General features: G+C 50.5%; 18 protein-coding genes and 1 pseudogene. 13 read left to right on the top strand and 6 right to left on the bottom strand.

Annotated elements, in window-relative coordinates:
• Positions 1-56: 56 nt before the first annotated feature.
• Entirely contained in the window at positions 57-266 is a 210-nt protein-coding gene (locus GHC22_RS11485) for a SymE family type I addiction module toxin (protein ID WP_153752994.1), read from the bottom strand.
• Here GHC22_RS11485 and GHC22_RS11490 point away from each other — a divergent pair.
• The 3 genes and pseudogenes from GHC22_RS11490 to aldA form a co-directional block, all read left to right on the top strand.
• Positions 265-408: pseudogene (locus GHC22_RS11490) on the top strand (ISAs1 family transposase); the annotation flags it as partial. The gene GHC22_RS11485 and the pseudogene GHC22_RS11490 overlap by 2 nt on opposite strands.
• Before the next feature lie 95 nt (positions 409-503).
• On the top strand, positions 504-1,301 hold the full coding sequence (locus GHC22_RS11495) for a YdcF family protein (RefSeq protein ID WP_194841970.1): 798 nt from the start codon (positions 504-506) through the stop codon (positions 1,299-1,301).
• A 199-nt stretch (positions 1,302-1,500) separates the two neighbouring features.
• Positions 1,501-2,940, top strand: coding sequence for an aldehyde dehydrogenase (gene aldA, locus GHC22_RS11500; protein ID WP_137377966.1), 1,440 nt, complete (start codon positions 1,501-1,503; stop codon positions 2,938-2,940).
• Positions 2,941-2,981: 41 nt separating this feature from the next.
• Here the strand turns inward: aldA and GHC22_RS11505 are convergent, their stop codons facing one another.
• Positions 2,982-3,908: an alpha/beta hydrolase gene (locus GHC22_RS11505; protein WP_153752997.1), complete on the bottom strand. Its 927-nt coding sequence runs from the start codon at positions 3,906-3,908 to the stop codon at positions 2,982-2,984.
• A gap of 126 nt (positions 3,909-4,034) precedes the next feature.
• The gene (gene gap / locus GHC22_RS11510) at positions 4,035-5,036 is read right to left on the bottom strand and encodes a type I glyceraldehyde-3-phosphate dehydrogenase (RefSeq protein WP_008784871.1); all 1,002 of its coding nucleotides are present in this window, start codon (positions 5,034-5,036) and stop codon (positions 4,035-4,037) included.
• 189 nt (positions 5,037-5,225) lie between these two features.
• Here gap and cybB point away from each other — a divergent pair, with 189 nt between their 5' ends.
• A complete protein-coding gene (cybB, locus tag GHC22_RS11515) occupies positions 5,226-5,756 on the top strand; it encodes a cytochrome b561 (protein WP_008784870.1) in 531 nt (176 codons plus the stop codon).
• A 38-nt stretch (positions 5,757-5,794) separates the two neighbouring features.
• Here the strand turns inward: cybB and GHC22_RS11520 are convergent, their stop codons facing one another.
• Positions 5,795-6,721, bottom strand: coding sequence for a DMT family transporter (locus GHC22_RS11520; protein WP_079934082.1), 927 nt, complete (start codon positions 6,719-6,721; stop codon positions 5,795-5,797).
• Between the two features lie 260 nt (positions 6,722-6,981).
• On the opposite strand from GHC22_RS11520, the gene GHC22_RS11525 reads away from it, so the two are divergent.
• From GHC22_RS11525 to GHC22_RS11540, 4 genes are all read left to right on the top strand, one after another.
• Positions 6,982-7,401 carry a translesion error-prone DNA polymerase V autoproteolytic subunit gene (locus GHC22_RS11525; protein ID WP_032943548.1) on the top strand — a complete coding sequence of 140 codons (420 nt, stop codon included), beginning with the start codon at positions 6,982-6,984 and terminating at the stop codon, positions 7,399-7,401.
• Between the two features lie 2 nt (positions 7,402-7,403).
• Positions 7,404-8,672 (top strand): Y-family DNA polymerase, encoded by a 1,269-nt coding sequence (locus GHC22_RS11530; RefSeq protein WP_153752999.1) that lies wholly within the window; start codon positions 7,404-7,406, stop codon positions 8,670-8,672.
• A 150-nt stretch (positions 8,673-8,822) separates the two neighbouring features.
• Positions 8,823-9,869, top strand: coding sequence for a porin OmpA (gene ompA / locus GHC22_RS11535; RefSeq protein ID WP_153753001.1), 1,047 nt, complete (start codon positions 8,823-8,825; stop codon positions 9,867-9,869).
• A 185-nt stretch (positions 9,870-10,054) separates the two neighbouring features.
• Positions 10,055-10,843, top strand: a complete 789-nt coding sequence (locus tag GHC22_RS11540) for a hypothetical protein (RefSeq protein ID WP_153753003.1) — start codon at positions 10,055-10,057, stop codon at positions 10,841-10,843.
• Positions 10,844-10,956: 113 nt separating this feature from the next.
• Here GHC22_RS11540 and GHC22_RS11545 read toward each other — a convergent pair whose 3' ends face one another.
• Complete coding sequence (locus tag GHC22_RS11545; RefSeq protein WP_032944417.1) at positions 10,957-11,358, bottom strand: ion channel; 402 nt, start codon at positions 11,356-11,358, stop codon at positions 10,957-10,959.
• Between the two features lie 455 nt (positions 11,359-11,813).
• On the opposite strand from GHC22_RS11545, the gene GHC22_RS11550 reads away from it, so the two are divergent.
• The 3 genes from GHC22_RS11550 to GHC22_RS11560 all read left to right on the top strand — a co-directional run bounded on the left by GHC22_RS11550 (position 11,814) and on the right by GHC22_RS11560 (position 15,098).
• Entirely contained in the window at positions 11,814-12,089 is a 276-nt protein-coding gene (locus GHC22_RS11550; RefSeq protein WP_003833178.1) for a metal/formaldehyde-sensitive transcriptional repressor, read from the top strand.
• A 32-nt stretch (positions 12,090-12,121) separates the two neighbouring features.
• Positions 12,122-13,240 carry an S-(hydroxymethyl)glutathione dehydrogenase/class III alcohol dehydrogenase gene (locus GHC22_RS11555; RefSeq protein WP_008784862.1) on the top strand — a complete coding sequence of 373 codons (1,119 nt, stop codon included), beginning with the start codon at positions 12,122-12,124 and terminating at the stop codon, positions 13,238-13,240.
• A gap of 169 nt (positions 13,241-13,409) precedes the next feature.
• The gene (locus GHC22_RS11560) at positions 13,410-15,098 is read left to right on the top strand and encodes a methyl-accepting chemotaxis protein (protein WP_153753004.1); all 1,689 of its coding nucleotides are present in this window, start codon (positions 13,410-13,412) and stop codon (positions 15,096-15,098) included.
• Between the two features lie 40 nt (positions 15,099-15,138).
• Here the strand turns inward: GHC22_RS11560 and pcaQ are convergent, their stop codons facing one another.
• The gene (gene pcaQ, locus GHC22_RS11565; protein ID WP_003020288.1) at positions 15,139-16,062 is read right to left on the bottom strand and encodes a pca operon transcription factor PcaQ; all 924 of its coding nucleotides are present in this window, start codon (positions 16,060-16,062) and stop codon (positions 15,139-15,141) included.
• A gap of 231 nt (positions 16,063-16,293) precedes the next feature.
• Between pcaQ and GHC22_RS11570 the strand changes: the two genes are divergently transcribed.
• Positions 16,294-17,196 carry a manganese-dependent inorganic pyrophosphatase gene (locus tag GHC22_RS11570; RefSeq protein ID WP_153753006.1) on the top strand — a complete coding sequence of 301 codons (903 nt, stop codon included), beginning with the start codon at positions 16,294-16,296 and terminating at the stop codon, positions 17,194-17,196.
• Positions 17,197-17,316: 120 nt separating this feature from the next.
• Entirely contained in the window at positions 17,317-18,660 is a 1,344-nt protein-coding gene (locus tag GHC22_RS11575) for a VOC family protein (RefSeq protein WP_008784859.1), read from the top strand.
• Positions 18,661-18,692 lie beyond the last annotated feature (32 nt).

The raw sequence follows: 18,692 nt of genomic DNA on the forward strand, positions 1-18,692 counted from the left end.
TCCGGGAAAGAATAAATCTTCCCGGCTTTTTTATTATTCAGTTTTGGTTAAGTCTACTAAACAAGCACATCTTTGATCCCCTTAACCACCTGTTTAGCCTGATAAAGCTGCTCGCGCAGCTCCTGCACCTCGTTACAGTCTGCCATCAGCACAATACACCCGTCCGAGATCTTCACCGTCACGCCGCGCCCGGTCTCAAATCCCGCCTCTTTCAGCCAGTCGCCCTTAAGGTGCAGGCTGGGGTGTTGTGAGTAATATGTGGTCATATTTTCTGGTATAAGACATATTGCGGTAAATATTTTGACAGAAAATAAGGAATTCAAAGCAGGGCTGAGAAGAAAGATGAGAAGAGCGACGATGGACAGAGAGTACCTCGCGTCAGTCCTTGCGGGGCGCGGGGTTTCGTAATCTTGCCCTACTTGGCTCCCTTTTCGTCTTTCAGCGCTCTCACCTGGTCATTGTGATAGAGTGCCGTATTCTGCGACGAATAAACACCAGGAGTCATCAATATGAGTCAGTTTCCGACACTTTCCGCAACCACCCTTGCGGCTATCAATACCGTAGGGCGATGGCTGGCGCAGAATGATTTTACGGGGAATATCACCGTTCAGTCAGATTGCGTGATTCTGGCAGGGAACGCGGTTATTCCGACCATCGACGCCGCCTGTCGGATCGCGAAAGAGCAACAGGTTCCCTTGCTGATTAGCGGTGGCATCGGTCATTCCACGCGCTTTCTGTATGATGCGATTGCCCAGCATCCGCGTTATAGCATCATTCGTACTACCGGACGCGCGGAAGCGGCGATCCTTGCCGATATTGCTCACCAGTTCTGGCAAATTCCGGGTGAGAAAATTTGGGTGGAAGATCAGTCGACAAACTGCGGTGAGAATGCCCGGTTTAGCTGTGCATTACTGAATCAGGCGGCAGAAAGTATTCATACCGTCATTGTGGTGCAGGATCCCACTATGCAACGCCGCACAATGGCCACGTTTCAGCGCGTCACCCGCGATGAACCGCATGCGCCGCGCTGGTTGGGTTTCCCTGGTTTCATCCCTGAACTGGCCCAACAGCACAGCGGCGTGGATTTTGTGCCCGCCGCAGAAGGTCTGTGGTCGGTAGAACGCTATCTTTCTCTCATTACCGGTGAACTTCCGCGTCTGCGTGATGATGCAACCGGCTACGGGCCCAGTGGACACGATTTTATCGTACATGTTGATATACCCCAGGACGTCGAGCAAGCCTGGCAGCAGCTAAAAAATGATACCGCGTTGACCGACTTACTGGAGAGCCGTTCTCTGTAATTCTTGCTGCCCGTTTGTCGGTGTTTTACGGCAAACGGGCAGAAATCCCACCTGGTTTTTCTCTTTATTCTTACTTTTCCAGACGCTTTTATGAAGCAGTTCACAGAACCGCCACTCCAGCGATAATGCGTCATGCATGATTGATATTAATTAACAATAGTTTTACTTGTTAAAAACAAATCAGTCACAGGAGAGCCGCATGTCAGTACCCGTACAACATCCTATGTATATCGATGGGCAGTTTGTGACCTGGCACGATGACGCCTGGATTGATGTCGTCAATCCGGCCACGGAAGAGATTATCTCGCGTATTCCCGATGGGCGTGCCGAAGATGCGCGTAAAGCGATCGATGCCGCGGATCGCGCTCAGCCGCATTGGGAAGCGTTGCCTGCCATTGAACGGGCAAACTGGTTACGCAAAATTTCTGCAGGTATCCGCCAGCGAGCCGATGAAATCAGCGCGTTGATTGTGGCGGAAGGTGGAAAAATTCAACAACTGGCTGACGTTGAAGTCGCGTTTACCGCCGACTATATCGATTACATGGCGGAGTGGGCGCGTCGCTATGAAGGCGAGATCCTGCAAAGCGATCGTCCGGGTGAGAATATCCTGCTGTTTAAGCGTGCACTGGGCGTGACGACGGGCATTCTGCCGTGGAACTTCCCGTTTTTCCTGATTGCCCGCAAACTGGCTCCCGCCTTGCTGACGGGAAATACCATCGTCGTTAAGCCGAGTGAATTCACACCGAATAACGCCATCGCCTTTGCCAAAATTGTTGATGACATTGGTTTACCGCGCGGGGTCTTTAACCTGGTGCTGGGACGCGGTGAAACGGTCGGGCAGGAGCTGGCCGGAAACCCGAAGGTCGCCATGGTGAGCATGACCGGTAGCGTCGGTGCGGGTGAGAAAATTATGGCCGCAGCGGCCAAAAACATCACCAAAGTTTGTCTGGAGTTGGGTGGCAAGGCCCCGGCTATCGTGATGGACGATGCTGACCTTGAGCTGGCGGTGAAGGCTATTGTTGACTCGCGGGTGATCAATACCGGACAGGTATGCAACTGTGCCGAGCGCGTATACGTTCAGAAAGGTATCTATGACCAGTTCGTTAATCGTCTGGGTGAGGCGATGAAAGCCGTGCAGTTTGGCAATCCGGCCGAACGCAATGACATTGCGATGGGGCCGCTGATTAATGCCGCTGCGCTGGCGCGTGTAGAGCAAAAAGTCGAGCGAGCGGTGCAGGAAGGCGCCCGTGTGGTGCTGGGTGGTAAAGCCGTTGCTGGTAAAGGTTATTACTATCCGCCGACGTTACTGTTAGACGTGCGCCAGGATATGGCGATTATGCACGAGGAGACGTTTGGTCCGGTGCTGCCGGTGGTGGCATTTGATACGCTGGAACAGGCGCTGACAATGGCCAATGACAGCGACTACGGACTGACCTCATCGATCTATACGCAGAATCTGAATACGGCAATGAAGGCGATTAAGGGGCTGAAGTTTGGCGAAACCTATATTAATCGCGAAAACTTCGAGGCGATGCAGGGCTTCCACGCTGGCTGGCGCAAGTCCGGGATTGGCGGGGCAGATGGTAAACACGGTCTGAATGAATACCTGCAAACACAGGTAGTGTATTTGCAGTCTTAAGTTTTTCGCCGGGTGAGCCTGTACGCCACCCGGCGCAATTCTCACATTTTGGTGGCGATCCAGTTCATCATCATTTCCGGCCAGATGGCCAGCGGTAACCCTTGCGCATCGCGAATACCAAACCCGTGCTTACCGCGTTCAAACAGATGCATTTCGACCGGAACGCCCAGCCCACGTAGCGCATTAAAGAAAACCAGGCTGTTTTCTACTTTCACCGCCGGATCGTCGATGGCGTGTAGCAGGAACGTCGGCGGCGTTGTGCTATCCACTCGCTCTTCCAGAGAATAGTGGCGCAGATCTTCCTTTTCGGGCGTAGCGCCAACCAGCTCAAGACGAGAGCCCGGGTGACCGATGTCTTCACGCAGAGTAATCACCGGGTAGACCAACGCCATGAACGCAGGACGCGTTGGTTGCTCGTCTATGCTATCAATCGGTGTATAAACCGGTTCGGCAAACCGGGTTCCCAGGCTGGCGGCCACGTGACCACCGGAAGAAAAGCCCAACACACCGATACGATCAGGGTTAATTTTCCATTCATGGGCGTTGGCGCGAATGTAGCGCATGGCGCGCTGGGCATCGGCCAGCGGCGCGTTTGCACCTTCCTCATGGCCATCACCCGGCATGCGGTAGGTCATCACAAACAGGGTATAACCGCGGGCGTTAAAGAATGGTGCCAGTACGCTGCCTTCTTTATCCATCACCACGCGACGGTAAGAACCTCCCGGTGTAACAAGGATCCCTACGCCGTTAGGTTTTTCGGGGGCATAAACGGTAATTTCCGGGGCGCGAATACCGGTGACAGCACGATCATACTGAGATGTTCCTGTATGTCGGGGTTCAGGCGTAAACACCGCATCGCTGTTTTTTGCTCCGGGGGCTTCACTCTGCGGCCAGAATGAGACGGTGGTTGCGTGGGCAACGGCTTGCTCCATCATGTTTTCTAACGTTTCACGACTCAGTGCTTCCATTACTATGCTCCCTCAGTGGCAAAGGTTAGCTATAGCACAGTCAGTGAATCGAAAACGGGGAGAGACTCACAACGTATTGAATTCGCGGGAAATGAAAGAGGGCGGAGGCAGGCCTCCGCCAGAACATTAGAGCTTGATAAATTTATCCAGCGTACGAATAAGCTGGGTGACAAAACCGTATTCGTTATCGTACCAGGCGACGGTTTTTACCAGTTGCAGATCGCCCACTTCGGTAATCTCGGTTTGTGTTGCATCAAATACCGAACCGAAATGCGAGCCAATGACATCTGACGAGACGATTTCCTCGTCGGTATAACCAAACGACTCATTATTTTGCGTGGCTTTTTTCAGCGCGTTGTTGACCTCTTCAGCAGTGACTTTTTTCCCCAATATCGATACCAGTTCCGTGACAGATCCTGTTTTCACCGGAACACGCTGGGCATGGCCTTTTAATTTTCCGCTCAACGCCGGAATAACCAGACCAATGGCCTTGGCGGCACCAGTGGTATGGGGAATGATGTTCTCTGCTGCTGCCCGTGAGGCGCGCAGATCTTTCCCGCGTGGACCATCAACCAGCGACTGCGTTCCCGTGTAGGCGTGGATGGTGGTCATAGTGCCAAGCTGAATACCGAAGCTATCGTGCAGCGCTTTCGCCATCGGTGCCAGGCAGTTGGTGGTGCACGATGCGACCGAGATAATCCGATCGTTCGCATCCATTGTGTCGTCGTTGACGTTAAAGACAATGGTCTTCATGTCGCCAGCCGGGGCGGATATCAGCACTTTTTTGGCCCCTGCATCCAGGTGTGCGTTGGCTTTTTCTGTCGAGGTATAAAAACCGGTGCATTCGATGATTATCTCAGCGCCAGTGGTTTTCCACGGGATATTTTTGGCCTCTTTTTCTGCGTAGACTGCGATTTTTTTACCGTCGACAATCAGCGCGTCTTCGGTAAAGTCGATGCTCCAGGGAAACGGGCCGTAGTTTGAATCGTGCTTTAACAGATAGGCGAGAATTTTGGGCGAGGTGAGGTCATTAATGGCCACAACCTCCACGTTGCTTTTGACTTCCAGTAGCCGACGCAATACCAGACGACCGATACGACCAAAACCGTTAATGCCAATTTTACTCATGGTTTTCTCCTGTCAGGATGAGGCGGTACGACATATTTTCCTTACCAGGCTTAGTCCAGACAGGCATCCTCGGCAATAGCGGTTCTTGCTGTTAAGCGTAAGCGACTGAAAATGGGTGAACAAAAGTTAATGAATTTTTAACAAAAGCCCGTTATGTTGACGCATTATTGTTTTTATTCAGGAAGTGTTATGGGGAATAAGTATTCTGGCCTGCAAATCGGTATTCACTGGCTGGTCTTTTTGTTAGTTATTGTGGCCTATAGCGCCATGGAGTTTCGCGGATTTTTCCCGCGCAGCTATCGTCCCTTATTCAACATGGTGCACGTATCCTGTGGTATCACGATATTAACGCTGATGGTGGCGCGTCTGCTGGTCAGGCTGAAATATCCGGCACCGCCGATTGTGCCAAAACCAAAGCCAATGATGACCGGCATGGCGCATCTGGGGCATCTGGTTATCTATCTGTTGTTTATTGTGCTGCCTATTATTGGGCTGGTGATGATGTACAACCGGGGTAATCCGTGGATTGCATTCGGCATCGTTATGCCACATGCGGCAGAGGCTAACTTTGATTTAGTGGATATGCTGAAGTCCTGGCACGTGACGCTGGCAAACCTGGGTTACTTTGTTATTGGTCTGCATGCCGTTGCCGCCCTGATGCATCACTATTTCTGGAAGGATAATACGCTGTTGCGCATGATGCCGCGTAAACGCTCCTGAGGTAACGCCCCGCAAATGCGGGGCATTTTTTTAGCCGATTAATTTTCGCAGGATGGTGCTTTTCGTACGCTTTGAACCTGGGAGACGCGTTTTTTCAGGCTGACGATAGCCAGCGCAACAACAATCAGCACAATACCGCAGCCTTCAACAACGCCAGGCTCTTCACCCAGCAACCACCAGGAAAACAGAACGCCACAGACAGGTACCGCCAGCGTACTTAAGCTGGCAATACTGGCTGGTAAGTTACGCAACACAAACAGCCATAAACTCCATGCCAGCGCCGTCGCCAGCACGGCGCTATAAGCTAATGCCCAGAAAACGACAGGTTGCCAGTCTGGATCTCGCTGTGGAACCAGCCAGGCCACCAGGCTCATCACCAGCGCGGCATACAGCATCTGCCATGCGGTCAACGCTAACAGATCGATATTCGGATGGCGGGTATACATTCGCTTTGCGACAATCGCGCTCGCCCCCCAACTGATCCCAGAAAGGATCGCCAGTAGCGCGCTCTGCATTGAGGCAAAGTTCAATTGCCATGGCTGTAAAACCAGCAATAATCCCGCAGCTGCCACGGCAATGGCGAAATACTGTAAACGCCGCATGCGTTCACCGAGGAAAATGGCGGCCATAATCACCACCCAGAATGGCATGGTATAACTCAGTATGGCTACTTTACCTGCGCCGCCGCTGACTAGCGCCCATTGTGATAATCCAACCATGCCGCATGTTTGTAGTAAGGCGATCGCTAACGTATAGCCGAAAGGTGTTGGGCGCATTCCTCGGCCACGCAGTAACAGAACGATGAATAACAATAATGCGCCAAAAGAACAGCGTAGTGCGGTGAAGTCGAACGCGCCGATGTAGTGCGTGACCTGTTTCATCGCGATCCAGCTGTAGCTCCAGATGAGCGTTAAGGTGATGAGGCCGCCAATGGCCAGCGGATGACTTTTCCCTGCGGTGGTCATAATGTGTCCGTTTTAATGATTTTAGTACGCCACTATACGCGCTTTCAGGGCGCCGTAGTCGTTATCATTCCGGCTGAGTACATGTCGCGAAAATTTGTACTTTCTTCTGTGGAATAAAACCGAAAATTATTTTTCCAGATAGCATAAACGCTTACCGGCAAGATGATTAAACAACGCTCAGTTCGCCACGTCTGTCACTTGATCACTGTCCTCATTAAAACTACTGTATATAAATACAGTTACATGAGAGGCAGATTATTATGTTGTTTTTCCAGCCAGTAGAACATCGCGAAATCAAACAATTCCCGCTATTTAGCGATCTCGTGCCCTGCGGTTTTCCTTCTCCGGCGCAGGATTACGTTGAGAAACGTATCGATCTTAACGACCTGTTGGTGCAGCATCCCAGCGCAACCTATTTTGTTAAATCGTCTGGCGACTCCATGATGGGGGCAGGGATCGGTGCTGGCGACTTGCTGGTAGTCGACAGTGCCAGAAAAGCGGCCCACGGAGACATTGTGATTGCTGCTATTGAAGGCGAATTCACCGTTAAGCGCCTGCAATTGCATCCGGTGGTGATGCTGAAGCCAGAGAACAGCGCCTACGCGCCGATCATGATCGGCAGCGAGGACACGCTGGATATATTTGGTGTGGTGACATTTATCATTAAATCCGCGGGCTGATTATGTTTGCGCTGGTGGATGTTAATTCGTTTTATGCCAGTTGTGAATCGGCATTCCGACCGGACCTGAAAGGTAAACCCGTTGTTGTTCTTTCAAATAATGATGGTTGTGTCATTGCCAGCAGCGCGGAAGCGAAGGCGCTTGGCGTCAATATGGGAGCACCATACTTCAAACAGAAAGATCTGTTCAGGCGCTACGGCGTGTTCTGCTTTAGTTCGAACTACGAGCTGTATGCGGATATGAGCAGCAGGGTAATGTCGATTCTGGAGGAGCTGTCTCCGCGCGTGGAAATGTACAGTATCGATGAAGCCTTTTGTGATTTAACCGGCGTGCGAAACTGCAGGGATCTTACAGATTTTGGTCGTGAAATCAGAGAAACCATTTTACAGAAAACACGCCTCACGGTTGGGGTCGGTATCGCCCAGACCAAAACCCTGGCCAAGCTGGCGAACCATGCTGCCAAAAAGTGGCAGGAACAGACTGACGGGGTGGTGGATCTCTCGAATATTGAGCGTCAGCGTAAGCTGATGGCTGCGCTCCCGGTTGATGAAGTCTGGGGGGTCGGACGCCGTATCAGTAAAAAACTGGACGCTATGGGCATTAAAACGGTCTGCGATCTAGCGGATACCGATATTCGCTTTATCCGCAAACATTTCAACGTTGTGCTTGAGCGCACTGTGCGGGAATTGCGCGGTGAACCGTGCCTGGCGTTGGAAGAGTTTGCGCCAGTTAAGCAGGAGATCATTTGTTCAAGATCGTTTGGTGAAAAACTCACGGATTACAATGCGATGAGAGAGGCTATTTGTACCTATGCTGCACGTGCTGCGGAAAAATTACGCAGAGAGCACCAGTTCTGCCGGTTTATCTCTACGTTTATCAAAACCAGCCCATTTTCCCTGAATGAACCGTATTACGGTAACAGCGCATCGATAAAACTGCTGACACCAACCCAGGATAGTCGGGAAATTATAAGGGCGGCCACACGTAGCCTGGACGCAATATGGCGGGAGGGGCTGCGTTATCAAAAAGCAGGGGTCATGCTGGGCGATTTTTTTAGTTCTGGCGTTGCGCAGTTGAATCTGTTTGATGACAACGCCCCACGGCATAACAGCGATAAGCTGATGGCCGTTCTGGATACGCTCAATGCTGAAAAAGGTAAAGGAACGCTCTATTTTGCCGGACAAGGTATACAACAACCGTGGGCAATGAAGCGAGATATGCTTTCACCGCGTTATACAACGAGATATAGCGATTTACTGCGGGTGGGATAGCTATTGTTATCGTAAATAAGCGACCAGAGCGATTCTAAAACTGTCCAGAAATAAATAAAAAAACGATTATCAGCCGTCATTAAAAATCTTATTGTAGCGCCGACTAACAGATAACTAACTGACAAACGGCAAGTCTATAATAGGAAATTTATGAAAAAGACGCTTATTACACTCATTATTGCAAATGCGCTGACCGCGACTACGGCATTTGCCGCCGCGGATGCGGGAACCTGGTATGCTGGTGGGAAATTTGGTTGGTCACATTACTTTGATACCAGCGCAAGCCAGCAAACGGGGGACAATGGTAATAAATATGGTGATGTTGGTTTTGATAGCGATAACGTCGGTGGCGGGGTATTTACAGGCTACCAGATTACTCCATGGCTGGCAGTTGAAGGCGGCTATGATTATTTAGGTAATATGCAATTCAACGGTAAAAATGGTTCTTCTGGTTCTCAAATGAAAAGCCAGGGTCTGCAATTGTCGCTGAAAGCAAGTTATGGTTTGACTGATGATTGGGATCTCTACGGTCGAGCAGGGGCAATGGGATATCGCGCGGAGTCAGATATTAAAGGCAATAACCGCTTTGATACCGGTGTGCGTCCGGTTGTGGCTGTTGGTACGGAATATGCCTTTAACAAGAACTGGGCTGGCCGCGTGGAATATCAATGGGTGAGCAATGTGGGTAATGAAAACCAGATTGGCGTATCAAGTGATGTTAGTTCCGTTACCGCTGGGTTGTCATATCGCTTTGGCCAGCATGACGACGCGGAGGTTACGCCTGCACCGGCGGTTGCCGCAACTCCTGCGCCTGAACCTCAGCGTTTTAACTTAAAATCTGATGTGATGTTTGGTTATGATTCAGCAGCATTAACCCCAGAAGGGAAAGCGGCGATTGCGCAGTTATACCGAAATCCCGGTCTGCAACCGGCCAAAGACAAAGCGACCGTTGTTATTGGCTATAGCGATCGCACCGGAGCCGCAGATTATAACCAGCAACTGTCAGCCCAGCGCGCGCAGGCTGTTGCCGATGAATTAGTCGCGTTAGGCATGCCAGCTGCAAATATTACTGCACAAGGACATGGTTCGAGTGATTCTGTCACGGGATCCAGTTGTGATGGGCAGACCGGACAGCAGCTGATTAATTGCCTTGCTCCAGATCGCCATGTCGTTGTTGAGATCACTGATAAGTACTAAATCGGTGTACAAAAGCCCTCCACATTATCGAATGGGGAGGGCTTTTTTATTCGCACAGTGGACTATCATTAACTGTGACAAATTAAAGGTGTTAGAGCGTAATTATGTTCATAGAATCCTTAGTTTCGAGAGCTAAAGGTAGATTATGGCGTTATTTTCTGCCACGGTTTACTCTGAAAAATCATGTGGATGATCAAGTATATAATTACTATGGTGTTTATTTTTCGGATGTAAAACAAGAAAAATATCAGCTTGTGAGCCTAAGAGGCAAAAATGTTGTGCTTGAAAAATGGCATGCTGAGCAGCACGCCTATATGGAGAAAATAAACCTTCCACTCAAGGATATTGAAAAAATGAATGTTGAGATTATTCATTGGAGAAAGCAAGGTCCATTAAGGTTTGATTCGATTTTTCTTTTTGCAATAAATTATTTTACACGTATTGCTTATGCAAAAAATGCGCTGACGAGAGCAAAAAGCAATCTCTTTTCTTCATTCACCAGTAACAAGGCGTTGAGTGGACTTGATCGTATAATGTTGCTACAGATGCTGGTGAACGAATATGTACATCAATCGCCAGAGAAAACTCACACTGGAGTAACATGTGATGAGGTTATTGATCTATTGTACGGGACGCTTTGGTATAAACATATCAAGAATGAAGATTTCAGGAGGAAGGTCTTTCTGCTGCTCCAGTCACTTGTAATTACAGAGGATGTCAGATTCAGTGATGAAAAATATTATATACAAGGCAAGGCTATTTCAACAATTGTCACATGGGAATCTGAGGAGAGAAGGGACAAGCAACAGTTCAGGACCCAACGAAACATTAACCGCTTAATGCTTGTAATTACTGCATCCACATTGATGATCACGATAGCAATATTAGCTCAGGCAGGTCTTATTAATTTACATAATCTTTGGGAGCATCTTGCACAATTAAAACCCATCCGTGTGTTGTTCAAACTAATATGATAATAATCATCAATAGTCGTTTTGTTTCTGGCGATCCGACAGGGGCTTCACGAGATGCTACGCCACCGTGTTTCTGTCAGATCGCCGAACCGCACATTCAAATTGTCACTTTATTATTTTTTAAACATGAATTTTAATTGCTGAAGAAATACTACCAGTACGGCTACGGACCAGCCTACCATGAGGGCACCGACAAGCCCTTCAGCTGCGCCGATCAATCGCCATTCTGCCGGTAATGTCACATCACCATAGCCAAGAGTTGCATAGCTTACGAGAGAGAAGTAACTGGCCGACTCCCAGTTTTCCAGCGCACCAGAAATTATGTAAAAAATTGCAAAAACGCCTGCTTCTGCGAGGTGTGCCATAAGAGCAGTTGCAACAACAATTACATTTCTGAATATGAAGTGAAATGTTGACGTTTTGTTTATACGTAGTTTTTCCATTACCCATAACATCCAAAACGTATGAATTATAACGGTAATAGTTAATAGTGCGAAAACAAATAAAATTATCATGCTGGCTCTTTGGGCGGTTAAGGGTATAGGGTTGAGTTGGTATTTCTGGAATGTACACGGAAGGAAATATAAAGCCAAATACTATTCATGCAGACAATTATTAATGAATATTGTTATTTAATTATTTATTGTATAAAAAATTAAATTGGCTAGTTAAACATGTTAAGAATCTGATGGTGATACTTTCATTGCAGAAAAAATAAAGCAATGCCATTTTTAAATCCTGTCTCGTCTTGCACATAAGTTGGTATCGGCTTTGAAAATGCTGGAATAAAAAGAGCATTGTATTCATCGAGCAGCACCCTTGAGGGCACGTATGGGGCACCGAAAGGCTGCATATGTTCACACATGGCTGAAAGTGACTTAACCTAATCTACTGATATTAAATAAGTCTTATATTTTACAATGAAATAACAAATCTGATAGTATACCCCCCTATAGTATCTGGAGGGCATATGCCGCATTCACCTGAAGACAAGAAACGCATTCTTACCCGTGTACGCCGTATTCGCGGTCAAGTTGATGCGCTTGAGCGTGCACTGGAATCTGGCGAACCGTGTCTGGCAATCCTGCAGCAAATTGCCGCCGTGCGCGGTGCATCCAATGGCCTGATGGGCGAAATGGTTGAGATCCATCTGAAAGACGAGCTGGTCAGCGGAGAAACAACGCCAGACCAGCGTGCCGTGCGCATGGCTGAAATCGGCCATCTTCTGCGTGCTTATCTAAAATAACATCATCACCTCGCAATAATGGGAAGAGACAAATGAAATCACGTGCAGCAGTTGCATTCGGCCCCGGCCAACCGTTAAAAATTGTCGAAATCGACGTCGCACCGCCAAAGAAAGGTGAAGTGCTGGTTAAAATTACCCATACCGGCGTGTGCCACACCGACGCCTTTACGCTCTCTGGCGACGATCCGGAAGGCGTATTCCCGGCGGTACTTGGCCATGAAGGTGGCGGCATTGTGGTTGAAGTAGGCGAAGGCGTCACCAGTCTGAAGCCGGGCGATCATGTGATCCCGCTGTACACCGCGGAGTGCGGCGAGTGTAAGTTCTGTAAATCGGGTAAAACCAACTTGTGTCAGGCCGTACGTGCGACCCAGGGCAAAGGTCTGATGCCGGATGGCACAACGCGCTTCTCGTATAACGGTGAGCCGATTTATCACTATATGGGCACCAGCACCTTCAGCGAATACACCGTTTGCGCGGAGATCTCTCTGGCGAAGGTTAACCCGCAGGCCCCGCTGGACAAAGTGTGTCTACTGGGTTGTGGCGTGACCACCGGTATCGGAGCAGTCCATAACACCGCAAAAGTGAAAGAAGGCGACACCGTAGCCGTATTTGGTCTGGGCGGTATTGGTCTGGCGGTAATTCAGGGCGCGGTGCAGGCGAAAGCCGGGCGTATTCTGGCCGTTGATACCAATCCGGAAAAATTTAAGCTGGCAGGTGAAATGGGCGCGACCGATTTCATCAACCCAAAGGATTACGACAAACCGATTCAGGATGTGATCGTTGAGCTGACCGACGGCGGCGTGGATTTTAGCTTTGAATGTATCGGCAACGTTAACGTGATGCGCGCGGCACTGGAATGTTGCCATAAAGGATGGGGCGAAAGCATCATCATTGGCGTGGCGGGAGCAGGGCAAGAGATCAAAACTCGTCCGTTCCAGCTGGTTACCGGGCGTGTCTGGCGCGGTTCCGCGTTTGGCGGTGTGAAAGGGCGTACTCAGCTTCCTGGCATGGTTGAAGAAGCAATGAGCGGGAAAATTCAGTTGGATCCCTTTATTACCCACCGTTTACCGCTGGAGCAGATTAACGAAGCGTTCGATTTAATGCACCAAGGTAAGTCCATCCGTACCGTTATCCACTTTGGCGATAACTGATTCATTGGCCAGCGGATTTAACCGCTGGCACTTTCCTGAATTTTTTAGAATTATGTTGTGAAAGTGTGACGAATCCGGCGCTTTTCACGGTAAGTAAACTTCCCGGATTGCCGATGACTATCTAACGGGCGTGTTTTCACGCATAAACCCTACAAGAGAGTCGACGGTCATGGACAACACTACATCGATGCAAGCCCAGCATAAACTGGGCTTTCTGCATCAAATCCGGCTGGTTCCGCTGTTTTCCTCCATTCTCGGTGGCATTCTCCTGCTGTTCGCCCTAAGTTCTGGGCTGGCAAGCTATTTTCTTATGCAGGCCGATCGCGATCAGCGCGACGTGACCGATGAGATTCAGGTCAGGATGGGGTTATCTAACAGCTCTAACCACTTACGCACCGCGCGTATCAACATGATCCACGCAGGCGCGGCGAGCCGTATCGCCGAAATGGATGATATGAAGGCGAATATCGCCGAGGCAGAAAAACGTATTAAGCAGTCGCAGGACGGTTTCAATGCTTATATGTCACGCGCGGTAAAAACGTCTGCCGATGAAGCGTTAGATGCTGAACTGAGCGCCAGCTTCAAAGCCTATATCGACGGCTTACAGCCTATGTTGAAGTACGCTAAAAACGGCATGTTTGAAGCGATCATCAACCATGAAAATGAACAGGCCAGACCGCTGGACTCTGCTTACAACAAGGTGTTGTTAAAAGCGATCGACATTCGTACCGCAAGGGCGAACCAGTTAAGCGAACAGGCGCACCAGCGTACACAGCTCGGCATGGCTTTTATGCTGGGTGCATTCGTTCTTGCGCTGGCGCTGACCGTGATGACGTTCATTGTTCTGCGTCGTACCGTCATTCACCCTCTGTTACGCGCGGCCAAGCGTATTGAGCAAATTTCCGCGGGCGATCTGACCATGCAAGATGAACCGACCGGGCGTAGCGAAATTGGCCGTCTGAGCCGTCACCTACAGACAATGCAACGATCGTTGGGGAAAACGGTGGGTACGGTACGTCAGGGTGCGGAAGAAATATACCGCGGTACCAGTGAGATTTCGGCGGGTAATACCGATTTGTCTTCACGTACTGAACAACAGGCCGCAGCGATTGAACAAACGGCAGCCAGCATGGAAGAGCTGACCGCCACGGTGAAGCAAAACGCCGACAATGCGCATCACGCAAGCAAACTGGCGGAAGATGCTTCCGGTAAGGCCAGCCGCGGCGGTCAGATGGTTTCTGGCGTGGTGAAAACCATGGGTAATATCTCAACGAGTTCGAAGAAAATCTCCGAAATCACAGCCGTGATTAATAGCATTGCTTTCCAGACCAATATCCTGGCGCTGAACGCGGCGGTTGAGGCGGCGCGGGCAGGAGAGCAGGGGCGTGGATTTGCCGTGGTCGCTAGTGAAGTCCGTACGTTGGCCAGCCGCAGCGCTCAGGCGGCAAAAGAGATTGAAGGATTGATCAGCGAATCGGTCCGACTGATTGACCAGGGCTCCGGAGAAGTCGTCGCGGCGGGCAATACGATGACGGATATTGTCGACGCGGTAAAACGCGTGACCGATATCATGCTGGAAATTGCGGCGGCCTCTGATGAGCAGAGCCGGGGTATCGTACAGGTGAGCCAGGCGATATCAGAAATGGATAAGGTTACGCAGCAAAATGCCTCGCTGGTTGAAGAAGCATCGGCTGCGGCGGCCTCTCTCGAAGAGCAGGCGGCGCGCTTAACGGAAGCCGTAGGTACATTTCGCTTAACGGGAACGAGTGCAATTAAACGCCCTCCCGTAAGCACTACGCCTGACCATTCGCGTCCGCAGACGGCAACGGCCAGTGGCGATAACTGGGAAACGTTTTAACAATAAATTAAGGGACCTGATGGTCCCTTAATATTTGGCATCAAAACGGTACGGTTTTGCGTATTGCGGCGATAAGGATCTGCGCGGCCTGAGAGAGTTGCACATCGACACGGGTAAGAATACCGATGGGTTCACCCGCACCGTGGGTAGGTATCGGCAACGACACCAGCGTCGCCTGGCGTAAATCCTCTCTAACCGCACCTGAAGGGACAAACCACACATAGTCGTAATCAACCGTCAGCTGGCGGGAAAGCGATGCTGACAGCGTTTCAATGCAGCCTGGCGGCATTTTACAACCCTGACTTTGCAACAATGCTTCTGCGTGCTGGCGAGGCGCGGTTCCTTTTGGCGAAACCACCACCGGCCACTCCATTACCCGACTTAACGTGATGGTTTCCTGCAACAGCGGATGGTTAGGGCGCACGACCAGTTTAAGTGATTCCAGAAACAACAATTCATAATTCAGACCGACCATCAATTCCGGATCGGCCATGCGACCAATGCCAAGGTCGATTTCCCCGGATTTTAAACCTGCCAGAATCATCGGATTGCTCATGGTGGCGACCTGTAGCGTGGTCTCCATTTGCTGCTTGTGGAAAGGACCAATTACCGCAGGCAGAATGCCCAGTGCCGCGGTGGGTAAGGCCCCGATCCGTACGACATCAGTCTGCGACTCTTCGCGCTGATTTAACGCTTGTCCGGCGGTGTTGAGCGCATCCAGCACTCTTACCGCGTGGGTAAGGAACTGTTCTCCGGGCAGCGTTAACTGCGCGCCAAGGCGGCCACGCTCAAAGAGACGGGTACCGGTCAGTTGCTCCAGTTCATTTAGCGTTTTGGAGAGAGCCGGTTGGCTCAGGTTAAGGGTCTCAGCCGCGCGCCCCAACGTTCCCTGCTGTGCAACGGCGACAAAAGTATGAAGGTGGCGCAAGCGAATGCGCTGATTGAACAGAACATTTTTTTCCATAAGCGATGTTAAAAACAGAGCCGTATCGGTGACAAGTAAAGTTGTTTGTTTTTGATAACTTGATAGCAAAATATTATTAACATTTATCATGTTTTACTTACAACTGATTTATTTTGCTTATGTTTTGTACAGCATTGCTGGGTGGTGGGATCATGGAAGGGAGTGTGCCCAGTCGTTATACTTTGGTGATTGTTTACTTTTGAACGATTTCTCTTCACAAGGCACTGATGAATGATACATGTAATAGGGCACCTTAATCCCGATAGCGATGCCATCTGCACCGCCGCAATGACGGCGCGTTGGCTTAGTTTACGTGGCCAGCAGGCGACGGCATGGCGTTTGGGCGAGCCTAACCGCGAAACGCAGTTTATCTTTGAGCATGCGGGTCTGACGATGCCTGAACGGTTGACGTTTGAACTGACCGATCGTGATGTCTGGCTGGTCGATTTCACCGAGCCGGCCCAGGGACCGGAATCGTTAACAGAAAGTAACGTGGTGGGAATTATAGATCATCACCGACTTGGTGGGTTAGTCACCCGTCTGCCACCGGAAGTGTGGGTGAAGCCTGTCGGCAGTAGCGCAACCCTGCTGTGGCAACTGATGACGGAGGATGAACGCAATCAATTATATTCAGCTGAGGCTGTTTTACTGCTCGGCGCCGTATTGAGTGACACTGTCACGCTTCGTTCACCAACGACGACCACTGACGATCGCCTGGCGGTTGATGCGCTGGCCCAAAAAACCGGAGTGGATCTTGACGCTTTCAGTCGCGACCTGCTGTCAGCTAAAACAAGCGTGGAAGGGATGAGCGCCCGGGAACTTTTGCAGAAAGACATTAAAACTTTCACCATCCATGGACATTCAGTCTGTGTAGCACAGCTCGAACTGTATGCGCTGCAACAGGTGGATGCGGTGCTGGACGATCTCCGTCAGGAAATGGCGCGCTATGCAGAAGAAAAGAACGCTGCGTTAGTCGTGCTGATGCTCACTGACATCAATCTGGGTGACACCAGCCTATGGTTTGCTGGATCAGAACTTTCAGACATCCCGCAGCCTTGCAAGGTAGAAGGTATGCTTAGCCGTAAAAAACAGATGCTGCCCTGGCTGGAAAGTCATTTGAAACCACGCCAGTAGGTACTGTTCATCTTTTGTATGGGTGGGAAGTTTACGCGGGGTCACACTTTGTAAATTCTTCCCACCGGAGTCAGCGGCGTTTTCTACACTCCAGGTAATATTCACTGGAGGCATGACATTATGGCGAACACCATCACGGCAGATGAGATTCGGGAACAATTTTCGCAGGCAATGTCAGCAATGTACCAGCAGGAAGTCCCGCAGTACGGCACGTTGCTGGAACTTGTCGCTGATGTGAATCTGGCGGTACTGGAAAATAATCCGACGCTGCATGAAAAACTGGCGAATGCGGATGAACTGGCCCGGCTAAACGTTGAGCGTCATGGTGCCATTCGAGTGGGTACCGCGCAGGAGCTTTCTACGCTGCGCCGGATGTTTGCCGTTATGGGCATGTATCCGGTGAGTTATTACGATCTCTCCCAGGCGGGCGTCCCTGTACATTCCACAGCCTTTCGTCCCATCGACGATGCCTCGCTATCGCGCAACCCGTTTCGGGTATTCACCTCGTTATTACGGCTCGAACTAATCGAAAACGCCGCGCTGCGGCAAAAAGCCGCTGAGATCCTAGCGAAACGCGATATTTTCACTCGCCGTTGCCACGAACTGCTGGATGAATTTGATGCGCAGGGCAGTTTTACATCTGAACAGGCGCAAGAATTTGTGCATGAAGCGCTGGAAACATTCCGCTGGCATCAGCATGCCACGGTCGATGAAGCGACCTATCACGCATTACACAACGAACACCGGCTGATTGCCGATGTGGTGTGCTTCCCCGGTTGTCATATCAACCATCTGACACCGCGAACGCTGGATATTGACCGGGTGCAGTCGATGATGCCGGAATGCGGCATTGAACCGAAAATACTGATTGAAGGGCCGCCGCGCCGCGAGGTGCCCATTTTATTGCGTCAGACCAGTTTCAAAGCGCTGGAAGAACCGGTGTTGTTTGCCGGTGAAATGCGCGGCACTCACACGGCACGTTTTGGTGAGATCGAACAGCGCGGCGTGGCCCTGACGCCGAAAGGTAGGGCGTTGTACGACGAATTGCTGAATAAAGCGGGAACGGGGAAAGACAATCTGACGCACCAGCTACATCTTCAGGAGGTGTTTAAAGCCTTCCCGGACAGCGAATTCCTGCTGCGCCAGCAGGGGCTAGCCTGGTTCCGCTATCGTCTGACGCCATCGGGTGAAGCGCATCGGCAGGCGATTCGCCCTGATGACGATCCGCAGCCGCTTATTGAACGGGGCTGGCTGGTTGCGCAACCCATCACCTACGAAGATTTTTTACCGGTGAGCGCCGCAGGAATTTTCCAGTCCAATTTGGGCAATGAAACACAGGCTCGCAGCCACGGAAATTCCAGCCGCGACGCGTTTGAACAGGCGCTGGGTTGCGCGGTTTATGATGAGTTTGCGCTGTATCAGGAGGCTCAAGAGCGAAGTAAACGTCGGTGTGGTTTACTTTAATGGAATTTACATGGGATTCGGTCTGTTCCCAT

The organism is Citrobacter sp. H12-3-2, from assembly GCF_009649895.1.
In the GTDB taxonomy this organism is placed as follows: domain Bacteria; phylum Pseudomonadota; class Gammaproteobacteria; order Enterobacterales; family Enterobacteriaceae; genus Citrobacter; species Citrobacter portucalensis.

Bases quoted from the DNA above. Each gene is read 5' to 3' on its own strand.
- pcaQ (WP_003020288.1), bottom strand. From the start codon at position 16,062: ATGGAAAAAAATGTTCTGTTCAATCAGCGCATTCGCTTGCGCCACCTT.
- GHC22_RS11570 (WP_153753006.1), top strand. From the start codon at position 16,294: ATGATACATGTAATAGGGCACCTTAATCCCGATAGCGATGCCATCTGC.
- GHC22_RS11530 (WP_153752999.1), top strand. From the start codon at position 7,404: ATGTTTGCGCTGGTGGATGTTAATTCGTTTTATGCCAGTTGTGAATCG.
- GHC22_RS11555 (WP_008784862.1), top strand. From the start codon at position 12,122: ATGAAATCACGTGCAGCAGTTGCATTCGGCCCCGGCCAACCGTTAAAA.
- GHC22_RS11525 (WP_032943548.1), top strand. From the start codon at position 6,982: ATGTTGTTTTTCCAGCCAGTAGAACATCGCGAAATCAAACAATTCCCG.
- GHC22_RS11485 (WP_153752994.1), bottom strand. From the start codon at position 266: ATGACCACATATTACTCACAACACCCCAGCCTGCACCTTAAGGGCGAC.
- aldA (WP_137377966.1), top strand. From the start codon at position 1,501: ATGTCAGTACCCGTACAACATCCTATGTATATCGATGGGCAGTTTGTG.
- GHC22_RS11560 (WP_153753004.1), top strand. From the start codon at position 13,410: ATGGACAACACTACATCGATGCAAGCCCAGCATAAACTGGGCTTTCTG.
- ompA (WP_153753001.1), top strand. From the start codon at position 8,823: ATGAAAAAGACGCTTATTACACTCATTATTGCAAATGCGCTGACCGCG.
- GHC22_RS11550 (WP_003833178.1), top strand. From the start codon at position 11,814: ATGCCGCATTCACCTGAAGACAAGAAACGCATTCTTACCCGTGTACGC.
- GHC22_RS11520 (WP_079934082.1), bottom strand. From the start codon at position 6,721: ATGACCACCGCAGGGAAAAGTCATCCGCTGGCCATTGGCGGCCTCATC.
- gap (WP_008784871.1), bottom strand. From the start codon at position 5,036: ATGAGTAAAATTGGCATTAACGGTTTTGGTCGTATCGGTCGTCTGGTA.
- GHC22_RS11545 (WP_032944417.1), bottom strand. From the start codon at position 11,358: ATGATAATTTTATTTGTTTTCGCACTATTAACTATTACCGTTATAATT.
- cybB (WP_008784870.1), top strand. From the start codon at position 5,226: ATGGGGAATAAGTATTCTGGCCTGCAAATCGGTATTCACTGGCTGGTC.
- GHC22_RS11505 (WP_153752997.1), bottom strand. From the start codon at position 3,908: ATGGAAGCACTGAGTCGTGAAACGTTAGAAAACATGATGGAGCAAGCC.
- GHC22_RS11575 (WP_008784859.1), top strand. From the start codon at position 17,317: ATGGCGAACACCATCACGGCAGATGAGATTCGGGAACAATTTTCGCAG.